This is a genomic window from Luteimonas sp. AC640a (assembly GCF_979256585.1).
This window is the reverse complement of sequence record NZ_CEEDOV010000010.1, coordinates 494736-512866: the sequence shown is the minus strand read 5'-3', so window position 1 is coordinate 512866 and position 18131 is coordinate 494736. Positions and strand designations below refer to the sequence as shown.

The following is an 18131-nucleotide window of genomic DNA, read 5'->3' as shown; positions in this document are numbered from 1 at the left end:
CGTCCCGCCCACGTCGGGTTCGGCGGCATTGGAGGGGGCCCAGGGTGATGGGGCGGCGTCGCAGGGATCGCGATCGGGCGCACAGCGCCATCGCCCCCACTCCGCAACCCGCCCCCCACGGGACGTCCGCAGCCGGCACCGCGCGTTGTGCTCCACGCGGCTGTCGGCAGGTCTTCGGACTCATGGGCACGAAGGCAGCGCCTTCTCCTCCCCCACCGCTTCCCGGATCGCTCCAGTGCATTGGCGGGTTTGTTCCCAATTACCGCTGCGGGGCAGTGCCGGAGTGGCGCAAGGCGTCACCGGCTTCCCGTTTTAATCCACATTCCCTTGTGGGTCTGCGGAACCGACCGACCCAAGATAGTGGGGTGCGTGTGCAGCGTCAACGCTAAATGTAGTGAACGGGCGGCAGGCCGCGTCGTGACGGGAATTGCCGTTCGTCAAGCCCCATGAGTGGGCCGGTGGATGCAGATCGGGGCGCGAAGGGCAAGTCCTTTGGGGTGGTTTTTCTGGATCCTTCTCGTCTGGGGGCGGCGCCGCGAGCGCCTGCCTCCGCGGCTTTCAACAGCCGAACGGCTGCTCTGGCGAGAGGATGCGGGCGCTCTTGGACGCCCTGTAGGGATCCGGCCATCACCTTTAAACGCGGAGGGCTCTGTCCTCAACCCTCCGGCCGAGAAGCGCGCTTCGAGCCCTCCCTCGCGCGGGGCATTGGGCCCTTTACGGGGCGAGGGGTGGTAGGGGCGAAGTGTCTGGTCGTGGTTCGGCTGGCGATCCAGAAAGCTTTGGATCCTTGAGCTCGATGTCCGTACGGCCTGACCGTTTGCCCCCACCCAACCCTCCCCCGTACACGGGGGAGGGCTCTGTCCCCAGCCCTCTGGCCGAAGCGGGCTTCAGGCACCCCCCTCGCGCGGGGGAAGGCTTTGTTCCCAGCCCTCTGAGCGAAGCGCGCTTCAAGCCCTCCCCCGCGCGCGGGGGAGGGTTGGGTGGGGGCGAAGGATCCAGGCGTGGTCCGGCTGGCGATCCCAGAGCTTTGGATCTTTGAGCTTGATGTCCGCACGGCCGGGCCGTTTGCCCCCATCCAATCCTCGACCCGTAAAGGACCCAATGCCCCGGACACGGGGGACGGCTTTGTCTCCGGCCCCTGGTAGACGCCTCACGCGGGGTCGAGTCCGCCTCCACTGTCAAAACCCCCAACCCCGCCACACACCCTGCACAATTTCCGGCGCAATCTGCGCCAACGCGCGGCCAGCCCGGCCGGCCTATCCGGAGGTGTCTCATGTCCAGCATCCGCCGCAGCGCACTGGCCGCTGCCACGCTTTCGCTGTCGTCCCTGTTCGCGCCGGCGCTGGTCGCCGCGCAGGACCCCGCGCCCGGGCTCGGCGATCTGCAGGGCCTCGACGACCGCGCCGCTTCGCGCACGCTGGGCGCGCGTGGGTATGTGCGGCAGTCGGGCTCGGGCGATTACGGCAGCTGGTGGAATGCGCGCGACCGGCGTTGCGTCATGGTGCGCAGCGACCGCGGCCGTGTGCTCTCGGTGGTGACCACGCCGGCGCCCGATTGCGGGCAGCAGGACGGCGGTGGACGCGAGGGCATGAGCGATGGCGCCAAGGCCGCTGTCGCGGCGGCCGCGATCCTCGGCATCGCCGCACTCGCGCACAACGCGCATCACCACGACGACGGCGACCACGACGACGATCCGCGCCACGAGGCCGATTACGAACGCGGCTACCGCGACGCGCTGCACGGCTACCGCGCCGACTCGGACCGTGGCGGCTACAGCGACGGTTACGGCGCCGGCATGCGCGAGCGCTCGGCGCAGGTGCCGTGGCAGTCGGGCAATACCGGCGGCTCGGGCAGCGTCCGGCTCGACGATCTGGTGGGTGCACGCGCGGCTGGTGCCGACACCGAACTGCGCGCGCGTGGTTTCGTCGATCGCGATGCGCAGCAGCGCGACGGCCGCTCCGTCGTGACCTGGTGGAACGCGCGCTCGCGCGAGTGTGTGCACGTGGCGACCGGCAACGGCCGCATCGAATCGATTCGCGGCGTCGACGCGTCCAACTGTCGCTGACGCGGCGCCCGGATCAGGTGCCCTCGGGCGCCGGCGGTGGCGGCGGATACACCGTCGCCGCCGCGTGCGCCAGGCCGATGCCGCGCGCGAGCAGTGCGTCGTAGAGGCGGCCGACGAGGGCACTGCGGATCGTGCCGGCGTCCTCGTATTCGTGGGTCCAGGCGCGCACCACGAATTCCATCGCCACGTTGCCCAGGCCGTCGAACAGCACCACCGGCGCAGGTGTGGCCGCGACACCGGGCGTGGCCGCGGCCACCTCCGCCAGCACCGCCTCCACGTCGCCGGGCGCGCTGCCGTAGGCCACGCCGACGCGGACTTCCAGCCGGCGGCTGCGGTCGCGCAGGGTCCAGTTGACCAGTTGCTGCGAGATCAGCTGCCCGTTCGGCACCACCACGCTGGCGCCATCGAAGGTCGAGACCCGGGTGGCGCGCATGCCGATGTCGCGCACGCGGCCCGTGGTGCCGCCCACCTCGACGACATCGCCGGGCTGGAACGGCCGCTCGAAGATCAGCACCAGCCCGGAGACGAAGTTGTTGACCACATTCTGCAGGCCCAGGCCGACGCCGACGCCGAGCGCGCCGAGCACGAAGGTCAGCTGGCTGGCCTTGAATCCGGCCGCCGACAACGCGCCGACCAGGCCCAGCAGCAGCACCGCGTAGTAACTCAGCGAGGCCACGCTGTTGGCGACGCCGTGCGGCAATGACATCCGTGGCAGCACTTCACCGTCGAGCACCAGGCGCACGGTCTTCGCCAGCCAGAACGCGATTACCACCGTCAGCACGAACAACAGCACGTGGCCCAGGCTCAGGCGCAGGTCCCCCAGCGCCCAGCTGTAGCCCAGCAGCGCCGACAGCGAGGCGTGCACCGGCGACAGCACGCGGAACCGGTCGAGCGTGTAGACGATCCAGCCGGCGACGGCGGCGACCGCCATCAGCTTGAGCAGCATCTGCACTGCCGGTCCCGCGTGTTCGCGCGCCAGCCGGAACTGCGACACGCCGGGTCGCTTGAGCAGCAGCTGGATCCACGTGGCCAGCACCGTCAGTCCCGCGGCGAGCAGCAGCGCGAAATACAGGCTGTCGATGACGCCCCCGGTCAGGGTTTCGGCCAGCGACACGTTGCCCAGTGCATTGGCGAGCAGGGCCACGAGCAGCAGCGCCGCACCGACGCGCACCCCGACGCGGAGTGCCTGTCCGATGCGTCCGGTGTGCGTCTCGTGGCCATAGCGATGCGCACGCCAGAGCAGCCAGCCGGCCGCGGCCAGACCCAACAGGGCGAGCGCGAAGATGTAGAGGCGATAGGCGACCGCGCTCGACAGGAACACGAACCCCAGCCGCAGCAGCAGGAACAGCGCGCTGGCGACATACGGCGCCATGCCCAGCAGGCGTCGCTGCGAGACCGGCAGCAGGCGTAACACCGGCACCACCGCGGCCAGCAGTGCGAACTGGTGGGTCAGCATCGGCGCGTCGGGCTGGAACGCGAACACGCCGATCACCACCAGCAGCAGCCAGCACGAGATGGGACGCGACAGCACCGTCGCCTCGGCGCGGCTGATCTGGCCGGCGCTGATCGGCGCGCGGCTCCGCCAGGCCAGCCACAGCAGCAGCGGCAGCGAGCAGACCAGCAGCGTCTGCAACGCACGCAGGCCGCCCATTGCATCGCCCTGGGCGTATTCCGCGGCGAAGCGTGTTTCGATCTGCAGACCGCTGCGGATCACGTCGCCGGTGTCGGCGTTGGGCGCCAGGCTCCGGGTGTTCAGGCGCCACAGCGGCGGCGTGTCGATGTGCAGCAGGCGTGCGTCGTACGCGGAGACCGCATCGGTCACCCGGCTGCGCGCGGCCGTGATGCCTGCGTCGACGGCATTGCCGCGCCGGCCGAGCGCGATCAGCCGCGCGAGCGGGTCCGACAGCGCGGTCTCGGCCTGACCGAGTTCGATGACCACCTCGTCCACCCGCTGGCGCAACGCGGCCGGCAGTTCCTGGCCCGCGGTGGCCGTGATCTCCCAGGCTTCGCGGCGCGCGGCCAGACCGGCCGCATCGCGGGCCTGGTGCGTGGTGGTCTGGCGCAGGTCGTCCTGCCACTGCGCCAACCGCCGTGCCTGGAAGGTCCAGTGCCGCGACAGGCTCTCCAGCCGCGGAATCGGCAGCGTTCGCAGTTCGGCCGAGGTGAAGCGCCAGAACGGATCCTCGACCGACGCCTCGATCGTCGCCAGCCGCCTGGCGTAGGCGTCCGCGGGTGTCGCGGCTCCGGCTTCGGCGGCCGCGGCCCGGATGCGCTCGGCCAGACGTTGGTCGACATCGGCCTGCGCGGGAATGTCGGCGACATCCACGGCCGCCGCCGCTGGCGTGGCAACGGCGTCGGCGGGCGCAGGATCGGGCGTGGTCGTCATCGCGGCGGCGCCGGCCAGCAGCGGCGTACGCGCGCCGACTGGCGGCGTCAGCGCGAGGCTCGCGAGCAGCACACACGCGAAGCGGAAAGCGAAGCTCATGGCGAGTCCGGAAGGCAGCCGGCAGATGTCTGCATGCTACCTGCCGCGCCGGCGCGGCGTGATGCGCGTGGCGCCGCAGCCGCGCGGCGTGGCCTCAGCCGCGGTGTTCGCGGGCCAGGTACTCGGCGCTGCGCATCTCGATCAGCCGCGAAGCGGTGCGCTCGAACGCGCCGGTCAGACGCTCCCCAGAATACAGCGCCGGGGGTTCGGCGGCGGCCGTGCAGACGAGGTTGACGTGGCGGTCGTAGAGCTCGTCGATCAGCGTGACGAAACGGCGCGCAGCGTCGTCTCGGGTGGCATCCATGTGCGGGATGTCGCCCAGCAGCACGGTGTGGAATTCGGTGGCCACCTGGATGTAGTCACTGGCGCCGCGCGGGCCTTCGCACAGCGCGTCGAAATCGAACCACGCCATGCCCGGCGTGCGTGCGCGCACGCAGATCCGACGGCCATCGATCTCGACACCGGCATCGCGGTGTTCGTCGTCACCGCCGAGCTCGTGCCAGCGCGTGTCGAGCCAGCTGTCGGCGTCCGCATCGAGCGGCGTGCGGTAGACCGGGGAGCGCGTCAAGGCACGCATGCGGTAGTCGGTGTCGCTTTCCAGATACACGACGCGGGTGTGGCGTTGCAGCAGCTCGATCGCCGGCATGAAGCGTGCGCGCTGCAGGCCGTCCTTGTAGAGATCCTTGGGGTCGACGTTGGAACTGGTCACCAGCACGATGCCGTCGGCGAACATGCGGTCGAGCAGGCGCGCGAGCAGCATCGCATCGCCGATGTCGCTGACGAAGAACTCGTCGAGCACCAGCACGCGCAGACCCGCATCGCGCCAGCCGCGCACGATCGCCGCCAGCGGATCGCGTTCGCCGCTGTGCGCGCGCAACGATTCGTGGACCTCGCGCATGAAGCGGTGGAAATGGGTGCGGCGTTTACGGCCGAGTTTCGGGTCGGGGGTCGCGTGGCGCGCGGGATCCTTCACTGGCGTTGCGGGCGTTGCGGGCGTCGCGGCATCCGACGCCGCGGGACGCATCGACTGCAGGGGAAGGCCATCGTGGAACAGATCGATCATGAAGGTCTTGCCGCGACCCACGCCGCCCCACAGGTACAGGCCGGCCGGCACATCGGGCGCATCGCCACCACCGAACAGGCGGCCGAGCATGCCGCGTCGCGCAGGCGGCTCGATCAGCGCGGCATGCAAGCGGTCGAGTTCGACCAGCGCCGGCTGCTGCGCGGGATCGGATTGCCAGCCGCCGCGGGCGACCCCGGCGGCGTAGCGTTCGGACGGTGTCGGCAGCGCGCTCATGCGCAGCGCGTCCGGCGCGCCTGCGCCCGGATCGGCCACACGCGCATCAACCCGCAGCCTGCGGCAGGTGCGGGCTGGCCCAGTGCCTTACCACGCCGCGCAGATCGATCATGCGGCGATGGAAGAAGTGGCTCGTCTCGGGCATGCGCACGAGTTCGGCCTGCGCGCCGCTGTCGTCGAGCCAATTGTAGACGGCCTGCGGATCGACGATCTCGTCGGCCTCGCCCTGGATCACCAGCCATGGGCAGGTCGGCAGCACGATCGATTCGAAATCCCAGCGTCCGGCCGGGGGTGCGACCGAGATCAGCACGTCAGGCTGCAGTGCATCGGCTGCACGCAACGAGACGTAGGCGCCAAAACTGAAACCGGCGAGCCACAGCGCGTGGCCGGGCCGCTCGCGGCGGACCCATTCGACCACCGCGGTGAGGTCGTCGATTTCGCCGACGCCATCGTCGTAGGTGCCGTCGGACGTACCGGTGCCGCGGAAGTTGAAACGCACCGTGGCCGCGCCGAGTTCGCGCAGCGTGCGCGCGACCATCGTGACGACCTTGTTGTGCATCGTGCCGCCCTCGGTGGGCAGCGGATGGCAGACCACGGCGACGAACGGCAATGCCGCGACATCGGCGTCGGGCAGATCGATCGCGGCTTCGAGGTTGCCGGCGGGACCGGACAGCAGCAGCGGCCCGGATTGCGTGGGGAACGTGGGGGACGTCATGCGCCCATGATAACGGGGCGGTTGGGATGGGGCTGTGGGTGGGATCGAACCGCCTCGCGAAATCAGCCCCTCCCCCGCTTGCGGGGGAGGTTGGGAGGGGGCAAACGTTCCGCTCGCCAGCTGACAGTCACACGCAAGAAGGCCAATGCGTTCGCTCGAACCGAACGCTCTCGACACCTGAAGGTTCGCCCCCATCCAACCTTCCCCCGCTTGCGGGGGAAGGCTTTGATCAAGCGTCAGAGGGCCTCTTTGGCTCAGCGCCCGCGCAGCCGCAACCCAACCACCAGCGGATCGTGATCCGAACTGCGCCACGGCCCGGCCGCTTCGCGCTCACGCGTGTCGACCGGTTCGTCGGCGTTGCTGTGCCATTTCGCCGCGCCCGCCACGCGCGCGGCGAGGGACGGGCCGAGCAGCAGGTGGTCGAGGCGACCGGCCTGGCCGTCGAACACGAAGCTGTAGTGCGCATCACCGTCGCCGCCGGCGAACGGGTCGCGCCAGCCGGCGTCGGTGAACACGCGCACCGGGTCTTCCATCGCATAGGCGTTGAAATCGCCGACCACCGCGACGCGATCCGCGGTGCCGGTCGGCGCAGTGGCCAGCCAGTCGCGCAGGCGCTGGGCGGCGTCGACGCGCGACGCGTTCCAGCAGGCCTGGCCATCGCGCTGATCCAGATTCAGGCCTTCGGCTTCGCCGCAGCCTTTGGACTTGAAGTGCACGGCGACGACGCTGAAATCGACGCCGTTCGCGCGTCCGTTGCGCAGCGGCACGAAGGCCTGCGCGAGCGGCACGCGGCTGAGTTCGGCGAACGGGCCGCCATCGAGTGTCGCCGGCTGACCCTTCGGGCGCACGCGCGTGTCGCGGTAGATCAGGCCGACCCGGATCGCATTCGTCCCCGGACCTTCGCCTGCATCGACGAAGCGCCAGTCATGCGCAGGGCCTTCGGCATTCAACGCGTCGACCAGCGCGGCGATGCTCGACTGGGCGTCGTAGCCGTCGTTCTCGAGTTCCATCAGCGCGGCGACATCGACATTGAGCGCGGCGATCGTCGCGACCAGCCCTTCGATCTGCCGCGTCAGTTCCTCGGGCGTGCGCGCACCACGCGGGGTCGGGAAGCCACCACCGCGGCCGTCGCCGTTGAACAGGTTCTGCAGATTGAACGCGGCGACGCGCACATCACCGCCGACCACCGGCGCCGCCGGGCGCGAGGCCGGCTGCGGTTGCAGCGGCGCGGTGAGCTGCAGGCGCCAGGCGCCGTGGCGATGGTCGACCACGCCTTCGATGCCGGTCAGCACGCTGCCGCTGCGCAGGGCCTGCGCGGTTTCGGGCAGGTACCAGAGTTGGCCGTCGGCCGGTGCGTCTTCGCGGCCGTCGTCGAGCAGCACGCGACGACGCGCATTGTCGGACGCGACGCGCGCGGCATCGGCGCCGGGGCGTGCGATCTCGGTCGGCGTAAACAGCCGGCCGTCGAAACTCGCGGCCAGCGTGCCGCGGCGCGCGCGCTCGTGCTGGCCGGTCAACGTCAGCGGCGCATCGATGCGCACCCAGGTGCCGGCGAGCGCAGACCAGTCGGCCGGCGGCGCGTCGAGCACAAACGGCGCGATCGCCGGCGCGGGTGTCGGCAGGACGTCCACGCGCTGGGCGCGCAGATGCACGATGTCGCCGTCTTCGCGCAGGCCGAGCGCGCGCACGTGCGCGCCCACGGCCGGGAGCGGGAGACCGGCCGGCACCTGCACGAACACGGCATCGGGCGTCGCTGCATCGCCGTCACCGGCGTCCTGCACGAAGAAGCCGCCCAGACCCTCGAAGCGTGCGGTCACGCGGCCTTCGACCTGCGCAGGTCCCGCTATCGGCACGCGGTGCAGTTCGCCGATGGTGATGGTGGCGCTGCCCGGTGCGGGCGCGGTGGACTGGCAGGCGGCGAGCAGCGCGACGGCGAGCAGGGCGGCGGTCGGTCGGAACATCGGAACTCCAGCGGCCACGGCAGGCCGGATGCGACGACGCCGCCCGGAGAGGCGGCGTCTGGGACAGGCAACGTACCCGGCCAACATTACTTGAGGTTGTCGACCATCCAGTCGACCGCGGCGTGCATCTGCTCGTCATTGAGCGCCGGATTGCCGCCGCGCGGCGGCATCACGCCCGCGGCGCCGGTGAAGCCTTCGATCGAGTGGCGGTACAGCGTCTCAGTGCCTTGGGCGATGCGGGCATCCCAGTGCTGGTGATCGAGCGTCGGCGCACCACCGGCGCCCGAGGTGTGACAGCCTGCGCACAGGTTCTGGTAGATCACCGAGCCATCGGTGGTGCCGCCGTAGGCGACCTGCGCTGCAGCGGCCGCCGCGGCTGCGGCAGTGGCCGCCGCCTGCGATGCGGCACCCGTTGCGCCCGCGTAGACCGCGCCTACCGGCGCGATACGCGCTTCGGTGCGCTTGGCGACATTCGGCGGGACGTCGGTCGGCAGCGAGTTGTGCAGATACCACGCGCCGAGCATCAGACCGAGCGTCACGATGGTCAGGAAACCCAACACCATCGAGAAGCGCTTGAGGAATTCGAGATCGTAATTACGCACGAAACACCCTTGGCAACATGGCCTCTGGCCACAGCTGCGCCCGAGTATACGGGCAGGTTTTCAAGAATGCTGCGTCCGGCCCAATCGGTTGAAGGCGCGGCCTGCCGAACGGCAAGCGCGTCGCGACGCCCATCAGACCCAAGACCCCGTTTTCGCGACGCCGCCAGGCAGGGCCGGCGTCTGCATGCGCGTGTGAGGCTGCGGGCGCATCATCCTGCGGATGTCGAGGGCTGGCCTCACATGCCCGCGTAGTTCGGACCGCCGCCGCCCTGCGGCGCGACCCAGACGATGTTCTGTGTCGGATCCTTGATGTCGCAGGTCTTGCAGTGCACGCAGTTCTGCGCGTTGATCCGCAGAAACGGGCCGTCCGGACCGTCGAGGTATTCGTAGACCGCGGCCGGGCAATAGCGCGCCTCGGGACCGGCGTAGGTCGCCAGGTTCACGTCCACGGGCACGGCCGCATCCTTGAGTGTCAGATGCGCCGGCTGGTCCTCGTCGTGGTTGGTGCTCGACAGGTACACCGAGCTCAGGCGGTCGAAGGTCAGCGCGCCGTCGGGCTTCGGGTACTCGATCTTCGTGTGCTGCGCGGCCGGTTCCAGGCAGGCGTAATCGGGCTTGTCGCGGTGGATCGTCCACGGCGGCACGCGCATGCCGAGCTTGGGCAGCAGCCACTGTTCGATGCCGGTCATCAGCGTCGCGGTGGTGCGGCCCTTCTTGAACCACTGCTTGAAGTTCTTCGACTGCGACAGCTCGGCATGCAGCCAGCTGGCTTCGAACGCGACCGGATATGCGGCCAGTTCGTCGCCACTGCGGTTCTCGCCGAGCGCGGCGAACGCGGCCTCGGCGGCGAGCATGCCGGTCTTGATCGCAGCGTGGCTGCCCTTGATGCGGCTGGCGTTGAGCGTGCCGGCCTCGCAGCCGACGAAGGCGCCGCCCGGGAACACGAGCTTCGGGATCGACAGCAGGCCACCGGCGGTGATCGAGCGCGCGCCGTAGCCGATGCGCTTGCCGCCTTCGAGATACTTGCGGATCGCCGGATGCGTCTTGAAGCGCTGGAATTCCTCGAACGGGCTCAGCCACGGATTGCGGTAGTCGAGCCCGACCACAAGACCGATCGCGAGCTTGCCGTCCTCGGCGTGATAGACGAACGAGCCGCCGTAGGTGTCGCCGTCGAGCGGCCAGCCGGCGGTGTGGACCACCAGGCCCGGCTCGTGCTTGGCCGGATCGATCTGCCACAGCTCCTTGATGCCCAGGCCATAACTCTGCGGATCGCGGCCCTCGTCCAGCGCGAACTTCGCGATCAGTTCGCGGCCGAGCTGGCCGCGCGAGCCTTCGGCGAAGATCGTGTACTTGGCGAGCAGTTCCATGCCGAGCTGGAATTCGCCGGTGGGTTGCCCGTCCTTGCCGATGCCGAGGTTGCCGGTCGCGACGCCGCGCACGTGGCCGTCGTCGGCATACAGCACTTCGGCCGCGGCGAATCCGGGGAAGATCTCCACGCCCAGCGCTTCGGCCTGCGTGGCCAGCCAGCGCACCAGCGCGCCGAGGCTGATGATGTAGTTGCCGTGGTTCTTGAAGCAGTCGGGCAGGAAGAAATCCGGCGTCGACTTCTGACCGGTCTCGTCGAGAAACAGGAATTCGTCGCGGGTGACCGCCTGCTTCAGCGGCGCGCCTTTCTCTTTCCAGTCCGGAATCAGTTCGGTCAGCGCGCGCGGGTCGATGATCGCGCCCGACAGGATGTGCGCGCCCGGCTCGGAGCCCTTCTCCAGCACACAGACCGACACTTCGCGGCCCGCTTCGGCGGCCAGTTGCTTGAGCCGGATCGCAGTCGCCAGTCCGCCGGGGCCTGCGCCCACGACGACGACGTCGTACTCCATCGATTCGCGTGGGCCGTGGGTGTCGAGCAGTGCCTGGGAAGTGGTCATCGTTGCCTTGGGCGGTGTGCCTGGGTGGCGGCGCGTGGGGCCAGCTTCGCAGCCGGCACGCGATGGCCGCGTGGGCAGGCGAGTGTAACGCGGTGCTTCGGACGGCCCGGTTCGCGCCGCGTGGACGGGTGATCGGGATGCCCGGTCATGCGTCCGTTGCGAACCGCGATTCGAAACAGACGATCTGCTTCATCCACGCGCGCATCGCACACCACAGCGCCCTCAGTATCCTTTGAGCCGCCGCAGCCGCTTGCCGATGGCATGTCGCGAGATCAGCGCGAACACCACGCCGAACAGGAAGCCGGCCAGATGCGCGGTCCACGCCACGGCGCCGAAGGCCGGGCCGATATACGCGAAGATCACCTGCAGCGCCGCCCACACGCCGATCAGCAGCGAGGCTGGCGCGCGCACGAATTCCAGGAACAGTCCCAGCGGCACCACCACGCCAAGCCGCGCGCGCGGGAACAACGCCAGATACGCGCCGATCAGGGCCGACACCGCGCCGCTCGCGCCGATGATCAAACGGTCCGGCGCACCGATCGCCAGCACCGCCGACAGATTCGCCAGTGCGCCACCGACGATGAAGAGCACCAGCAAGCGCCACGCGCCCATCAGCCGTTCGGCCGGCAAACCGAAGATCAGCAGGAACACCAGATTGCCGAGCAGGTGCGCCCAGTCCGCATGCAGGAACAGCGCGGTCACCAGGCGCAGCCAGGGCCCGGCGTAAAGCCAGTTCACCAGCGTGCCATCGGTGCTCACCGGGCCGCCGTACAGCGCACCCCAATCGAGCAGCAGCGTGTAGTGCTCGTTGGCCGAGCGCGTGCTCGCCCACAGGAACGCCAGCCACAGCAGCGCACACAGCATCGGCACCGCCCAACGGAAGGGGGTGCGCGCATGCCGGTTGGGGATCGAGATAAACATCGGGCGGCCATTGTCGAGGGCCGTCGCAGGGCCGGTAAAGCGCGGTGGAAACAGACGCCGGGAATGCCGCATCGCAGCAAGTTTTCCACACGCAATCGTACGGTATAGTGCGCCCGCTACGCGCGTTCGGGAGGGGAATTCCGACAGGTGGCGGCGGACGGAGGGGGCCCCCGTCCACGCCAGGCGCAGCATCACAACAACACCTGTTCGGGAGAGAACACGAGACATGGCTACCACCCCCCGCTACACGCGCAACACCGTCCTCGCCGTCGGCATCGCCGCCGCGCTGACGTTCGCAGGCCAGGCCAGTGCAGCCGGCTTCCAGCTCAAGGAAAACAGCGTCAAGTCGATGGGCAGCGCCTTCGCCGGCACCGCCGCGAAGACGGGCGACAGCTCGGTCGTGACCAACAATCCGGCGATGATGACCCAGTTCGAAGGCACCACGGTGCAGCTCGACCTGACCGTCATCGACCTCAACTACGAGTTCCAGGGCAGCGGCACCGACCCGCTCGGCCGTCCGCTGAGCGGCAGCAACGGCGGCAACGCCGGCGACGTGACCCCGGTTCCGGCGTTCTCGGTCGTGCACAAGCTCGACAACGGCGTCGCGCTCGGCGCGATGGTCAGCGCCCCGTTCGGTCTGAAGACCGAATACGACGCCGGCTGGGTCGGCCGTTACGCCGCCCAGAAGTCCGAAGTCGAAGTCATCGACTTCACGCTGTCGGGCGCCGTCGACATTACCGATCGCTTCTCGGTCGGCCTGGGCGTCATCGCTTCGCGCGCCGACGTCACCCTGTCGAAGGCAGTGGATTTCGGCTCGTTGCTGGCAGGCGCCGGCGCTCCCGGCTTCCTGCCGCAGAGCGCCGACGGTCTTGCCGAAGTGCAGGGCGACGACAACGGCTTCGGCTACATCCTCGGCGCGAACCTGCGTCCGACCGACAATGTGTCGATCGGCGTCAGCTACCGCTCCGAGATCGATTATGAGCTGACGGGCACCGCCGACTGGACCGTGCCGGGCAATGCCGCTGCCGTGTTCGGCCAGGTCCGTCCGGGCCTGTTCCTCGACGGCAATGTCACCGCCGAACTGACCACCCCGTCGATCCTCAACATCGGCGCCGCGTGGCAGGTCACCGACGCGCTGATGCTGTCGGCCACGTACGCCGAGACCAACTGGTCGTCGCTGCGCGAAGTCCGCATCCAGTTCGAGAACCCGGATCCGGATTCGGTCGAGCCCTTCGAGTGGAAGGACACGTATTTCGCGTCCGTCGGCGCCGAGTACAAGCTCAACGACAGCTGGAAGCTGCGTGGCGGCGTCGCGTACGACGAAACCCCGACCAGCCTCGAGCACCGCACCCCGCGCCTGCCCGATGCGAACCGCATCTTCTATTCGGTCGGTGCGACCTGGACGATGAGCGACGCGTTCGACCTGAACTTCGGTTACAGCCGCATCGAGCCGCGTGACCCGAAGATCGACACCACCAGCGGCGGCAGCCGCGTCGCCGGCGACTTCGACGGCAACGCCAACCTGTTCGGCGTCTCGGCGCAGTACCGCTTCTGATCCAGGCGACATCGTGACAAGAAAAAGCCCCGCTTCGGCGGGGCTTTTTTGTGCGCGTCCGATGTTCGTCGAGGACGGGTCGGCGCAGCGACACCATCATCCGGAACTCTCTAGACGAACCGCCCCAGCAGCCACGCCCACGCCGGCAACGTCACCAGTGACAGCAGGATCCCGTAGCCCACCAGCGCAGCGGCAAGGCGCGGCGCCAGGCCCGCTGCGATCGCCAGCGCGGCCGCGGTGATCATGCTCGGCATCGCCGACTCGAGCACGTTCGCCTGCAGCATCGTGCCGGACATGCCGAACAGCAGCGACAGCGGCAGCGCGATCGCCGGCATCACCAGCAGCTTCAGCACCAGTCCGGTCGCCAACGGGCGGATCTCGTCGCGTGGCATGCGCAGCTGGATCGACAGGCCCACCGCCAGCATCACCAGCGGCAGCAGCGCGCCGGCGAGATTCTCCAGCGCCGACGCGATCCACGCCGGCGGCGCGGCCGGCATCAAGATCAGCCCGAACAGCAGCGCCCACACCGGCGGAAACCGCACGATGCGCCGCGCGATGTCGCGCCAGCCCGGCGGCGTGTCGCCGCCGTAACGCGCGAGGATCGTCAGGCCGAACGTCGACAGCAGCACGAACGTGCCGAACTGGTCGTAGACCACCGCGTAGGCGACCGCGTCGTCACCGAGCAGCGCCGCGATCATCGGATAGCCGATGAAGCTGCTGTTGCACAGCGCCACGCACAGCAGCAGCACCGCGGTCTCGTCGCGCCGGAACTTCAACCAGCGCGCCACTGGCAACACCAGGATGAGCGTCGCGACCGCGAGCAGCCACGGCGTCGCGGCGACGCCGAGCAGCGACGCATCGAAACGCAGCTTCGGCACATGCACCAGCACCGCGGCCGGCAGGCAGACATAGAGCACGACGAGGTTGAGCACCTCGGCGGCATTGGCCGGCATCACCCGCAGGCGGGCGAACAGCATGCCCAGCGCGAGCATCGCCAGGATCAGGGCAAAGGCATCGAAGGCCATCGGGGCCGTGAGGGATGAAGTGGGGAATGCAGAATCTTAGCCGGCGCGTGCAAACGCGTCGGCCTCGCATCGTGCTTCAAGCCCCTCTACCCCCGGGGTGAGAAGGGACGCTTGCGCGCCACTGGCTCACGTGCCTTCGAACGCCCTCGTGATGGTGCGAGGGCAGGGGCGCGGAGCGGGAGTTGGGGTGAGGGCCGCTCGCGATCAGAACATTCTGCTGATCAAGAAATCTCACTCAGCGAGCAGCATTCCGGCCGAACGAATCGCGGCGGACGATCTGCCGCGACCAAAGCGCCTGCTGACCGCCGAAGCGCAGCGGGCACTCGTCATCGCGCGCGGCATGCCGCGCAAGCCGCGATTACTCGCCGAGCGTCAGCAGCGAGGCATTGCCGCCGGCGGCCGTGGTGTTGATGGTCACGGTCTTCTCGGTGGTGAAGCGCGGCAGGTAGTGCGAGCCGCCGGCCTTCGGGCCGGTGCCCGACAGGCGCTGGCCGCCGAAGGGCTGCACGCCGACGACGGCGCCGATCTGGTTGCGGTTGACGTAGACGTTGCCGACGCGGGCGCGCGCGCTGATCTTCTCGACGGTCTCGTCGATGCGCGAGTGGATGCCCAGCGTCAGGCCGTAACCGGTGTTGTTGATCGCGTCGATCACGGCGTCGAGCTGGTCCGCCTTCCAGCGGATCACGTGCAGCGCCGGTCCGAAGTTCTCGCGCTGCAGCTGGGTCAGCGACTGCAGTTCCCACGCGCGCGGCGCGAAGAAGGTGCCGTGGGCGACCTCGGGGCCGACCGGCGTGGTCGCGATCAGGCGCGCCTCGCTGGCCATGCGCTCGGCGTGCGCGTCGAGCATGCGCAGCGCGTCGGCATCGATCACCGGGCCGACATCGGTCGACAGCAGCGCCGGATCGCCGACGGTGAGTTCCTGCATCGCGCCGGCCAGCATGCCGATCACCTTGTCGGCGATGTCGTCCTGCACGAACAGCACGCGCGCGGCCGAGCAACGCTGTCCGGCCGAGGTGAACGCCGAACCCAGCGCGTCCTTGACCAGCTGTTCGGGCAGCGCCGAGGAGTCGGCGATCAGCGCGTTCTGGCCGCCGGTCTCGGCGATCAGCGTGCCGATCGCACCGTCACGCGCGGCGAGCGCGCGGTTGATCGCCAATGCGGTCGCATTGGAGCCGGTGAACACGACGCCGGCGACGCGCGGGTCGGCGGTCAGTGCGGCACCGACGCTCGCACCATCACCCGGCACGTACTGCAGTACATGCGCCGGCACGCCGGCTTCGTGCAGCAGCTTGATCGCGGCATGGCCGACCAACGTGGTCTGCTCGGCGGCCTTGGCGATCACGGTGTTGCCCGCGGCCAGCGCGGCGGCGATCTGGCCGGCGAAGATCGCCAGCGGGAAGTTCCACGGGCTGATGCACACGAACACGCCGCGGCCGGAGAGCTGCAGACTGTTGGATTCGCCGGTCGGGCCGGGCAGGGCCTCGACGACGAACAGGCGACGCGCTTCAGCGGCGTAATAACGCAGGAAGTCCACGGCCTCGCGGACTTCGGCCACGCCGTCGGGAATCGTCTTGCCGGCTTCGCGCGTGCACATCGCGATGTAGTCAGGCGTGCGCGATTCCAGCAGGTCGGCGGCGTGCTCGAGAATCGCCGCGCGCGACGCGGCCGGCACCGCATTCCAGTCCGCGTGTGCGTCGGTCGCATTGCGCAGCGCCTGCTCGACGGTCGCGCTGTCGGCGGCCTGCCACTGGCCCACGCGCACACGGCGGTCGGCGGGGCTGGTGACCTCGACGGTCGCGCCGGCGCTGGTCGCGCCCGGCACCAGCGGGCCCGCGGTCCACGGACCGGTCGCGGCCTGGATCTGCGCGGCCAGCGTGGCGAGCTGTGCGTCGTTGGCGAGATTGACGCCCATGGAATTGCTCCTGTCTTGGAACTGGCTGCGGAAGAGATCGACCGGCAGCGGAATACGGGGATGGGGAATGGATTCGAAACCGGCGACGACCTCGACCGGATCGCGGATCAGATCGTCGATGGCGACGTCCTCATCGCTGATGCGGTTGACGAAGCTGGAGTTGGCGCCGTTCTCGAGCAGGCGACGCACCAGATACGGCAGCAGGTCCTCGTGCGAACCGACCGGCGCATACACGCGGCACGGCACGTCGAGACGATCAGCCGGGATCACCTCGGCGTAGAGGTCGTCGCCCATGCCGTGCAGCTTCTGGAATTCGTAGGGCTTCGCGCCGCCGCCGTTGCGCAGCGTCATCCCCAGCCTGTGCACCGCCGCAATCGTGTGCGCGTTGTGCGTGGCGAACATCGGATAGATCGCATCGGTCGCCGACAGCAGGCGGCGCGCGTTGGCGAGATAGCTGACGTCGGTGTTCGGCTTGCGCGTGAACACCGGATAGCCCGGATGGCCTTCGACCTGGGCGCGCTTGACCTCGCTGTCCCAGTACGCGCCCTTGACCAGGCGCACCGGAATGCGACGGCCCTGCGCGCGGGCCAAAGCTGCGATCCAGTCGATCACGAACGGCGCGCGCTTCTGGTAGGCCTGCACGACGATACCGAAGCCGTGCCAGCCGGCCAGCGAGGCATCTGTAAGCGCGGCTTCGATGACGTCGAGCGACAGCTCCAGACGATCGGCTTCCTCGGCATCGACGGTCAGGCCGATGCGGTAGCCCTTCGCGCGCTGGGCGAGATCGAGCACGCGCGGTGCGAGTTCGGCCAGCACGCGTGCGTGCTTGGCGTGTTCATAGCGAGGATGCAGCGCCGACAGCTTGACCGAGATCGACGGCGCGGTGATTTCGTCTTCGAACGGGCCGGTGCGGCCGATCGCGTCGATCGCATCGCGGTAGGCCTTCAGATACCGGTCGGCGTCGTGCTGGGTCAGCGCGGCCTCGCCGAGCATGTCGAACGAATAGCGATACGCGGCGTTGTCGCCCTTGCGCGAGCGCGTCAGCGCTTCGCCGATCGTGCGGCCCATGACGAACTGGTGGCCCATGATCCGCATCGCCTGGCGCACCGCGAGGCGGATCACCGGCTCGCCGACGCGGCCGATCAGGCGCTGGAAGGCGTTGTGCACGTTGCGCTTGGTGTCGTCGGCCAGATCGACCAGACGGCCCGTCAGCATCAGGCCCCAGGTCGAGGCGTTGACCAGCACCGAATCGGACTGGCCCATGTGCTTGCGCCAGTTGGCTTCGCCCAGCTTGTCGCGGATCAGCGCATCGGCGGTGTCTTCGTCCGGGATGCGCAACAGCGCTTCGGCCACGCACATCAGCAGCACGCCTTCCTCGCTGCCGAGGTCGTACTGCTGCATGAAGGCTTCGATCGCGCCACGGTCCTGCGCGCGCAGGCGCACGCGGCGGACGAGATCGGCGGCCGTCGCCTGGATCGCGGCGCGGTCGGCATCGGGCTGGCGTGCTTCGGCCAGCAGCGCGTGGACGCGTTCGGTTTCATCGCCGGTCCAGGCGGCGGTGATCGCGTCGCGCTGCGGCTGAAGGGAGATCGCAGGGGCGGCGGGCGACAAACTGGCGTTCAAGGTGGGACGACCGGCTTAGGGCAGGAGCGGAATTCTAGCCTGCCGACC

General features: G+C 69.3%; 11 protein-coding genes and 1 riboswitch. Of the genes, 2 read left to right on the top strand and 9 right to left on the bottom strand.

Features of this window, described 5'->3' with window-relative positions; translation table 11 throughout:
- Positions 1 to 148: 148 nt before the first annotated feature.
- Positions 149 to 363, bottom strand: a riboswitch (cobalamin riboswitch).
- Positions 364 to 1273: 910 nt separating this feature from the next.
- Positions 1274 to 2065 (top strand): hypothetical protein, encoded by a 792-nt coding sequence (locus ACZ9YD_RS11345; RefSeq protein WP_465075317.1) that lies wholly within the window; start codon positions 1274 to 1276, stop codon positions 2063 to 2065.
- 13 nt (positions 2066 to 2078) lie between these two features.
- On the opposite strand, the gene ACZ9YD_RS11340 is transcribed toward ACZ9YD_RS11345, so the two are convergent.
- The 7 genes from ACZ9YD_RS11340 to ACZ9YD_RS11310 all read right to left on the bottom strand — a co-directional run bounded on the left by ACZ9YD_RS11340 (position 2079) and on the right by ACZ9YD_RS11310 (position 11968).
- The gene (locus tag ACZ9YD_RS11340; RefSeq protein WP_465075316.1) at positions 2079 to 4550 is read right to left on the bottom strand and encodes a mechanosensitive ion channel family protein; all 2472 of its coding nucleotides are present in this window, start codon (positions 4548 to 4550) and stop codon (positions 2079 to 2081) included.
- A 94-nt stretch (positions 4551 to 4644) separates the two neighbouring features.
- Positions 4645 to 5847: a cell division protein ZapE gene (zapE, locus tag ACZ9YD_RS11335; protein ID WP_465075315.1), complete on the bottom strand. Its 1203-nt coding sequence runs from the start codon at positions 5845 to 5847 to the stop codon at positions 4645 to 4647.
- Between the two features lie 46 nt (positions 5848 to 5893).
- Positions 5894 to 6562 (bottom strand): alpha/beta hydrolase, encoded by a 669-nt coding sequence (locus tag ACZ9YD_RS11330; protein ID WP_465075314.1) that lies wholly within the window; start codon positions 6560 to 6562, stop codon positions 5894 to 5896.
- Positions 6563 to 6816: 254 nt separating this feature from the next.
- Positions 6817 to 8523, bottom strand: coding sequence for an ExeM/NucH family extracellular endonuclease (locus tag ACZ9YD_RS11325; RefSeq protein WP_465075313.1), 1707 nt, complete (start codon positions 8521 to 8523; stop codon positions 6817 to 6819).
- An 86-nt stretch (positions 8524 to 8609) separates the two neighbouring features.
- The gene (locus ACZ9YD_RS11320) at positions 8610 to 9125 is read right to left on the bottom strand and encodes a c-type cytochrome (RefSeq protein WP_465075312.1); all 516 of its coding nucleotides are present in this window, start codon (positions 9123 to 9125) and stop codon (positions 8610 to 8612) included.
- 236 nt (positions 9126 to 9361) lie between these two features.
- Positions 9362 to 11047: an electron transfer flavoprotein-ubiquinone oxidoreductase gene (locus ACZ9YD_RS11315; protein ID WP_465075311.1), complete on the bottom strand. Its 1686-nt coding sequence runs from the start codon at positions 11045 to 11047 to the stop codon at positions 9362 to 9364.
- Positions 11048 to 11269: 222 nt separating this feature from the next.
- Positions 11270 to 11968 carry a rhomboid family intramembrane serine protease gene (locus tag ACZ9YD_RS11310; protein WP_465075310.1) on the bottom strand — a complete coding sequence of 233 codons (699 nt, stop codon included), beginning with the start codon at positions 11966 to 11968 and terminating at the stop codon, positions 11270 to 11272.
- Between the two features lie 226 nt (positions 11969 to 12194).
- On the opposite strand from ACZ9YD_RS11310, the gene ACZ9YD_RS11305 reads away from it, so the two are divergent.
- Positions 12195 to 13523, top strand: a complete 1329-nt coding sequence (locus ACZ9YD_RS11305) for an OmpP1/FadL family transporter (protein ID WP_465075309.1) — start codon at positions 12195 to 12197, stop codon at positions 13521 to 13523.
- 110 nt (positions 13524 to 13633) lie between these two features.
- Here ACZ9YD_RS11305 and ACZ9YD_RS11300 read toward each other — a convergent pair whose 3' ends face one another.
- Together ACZ9YD_RS11300 and putA are read right to left on the bottom strand one after the other, a co-directional pair.
- Complete coding sequence (locus ACZ9YD_RS11300) at positions 13634 to 14548, bottom strand: AEC family transporter (RefSeq protein WP_465075308.1); 915 nt, start codon at positions 14546 to 14548, stop codon at positions 13634 to 13636.
- Positions 14549 to 14906: 358 nt separating this feature from the next.
- A complete protein-coding gene (putA, locus tag ACZ9YD_RS11295; protein WP_465075307.1) occupies positions 14907 to 18083 on the bottom strand; it encodes a bifunctional proline dehydrogenase/L-glutamate gamma-semialdehyde dehydrogenase PutA in 3177 nt (1058 codons plus the stop codon).
- Positions 18084 to 18131: the final 48 nt, after the last annotated feature.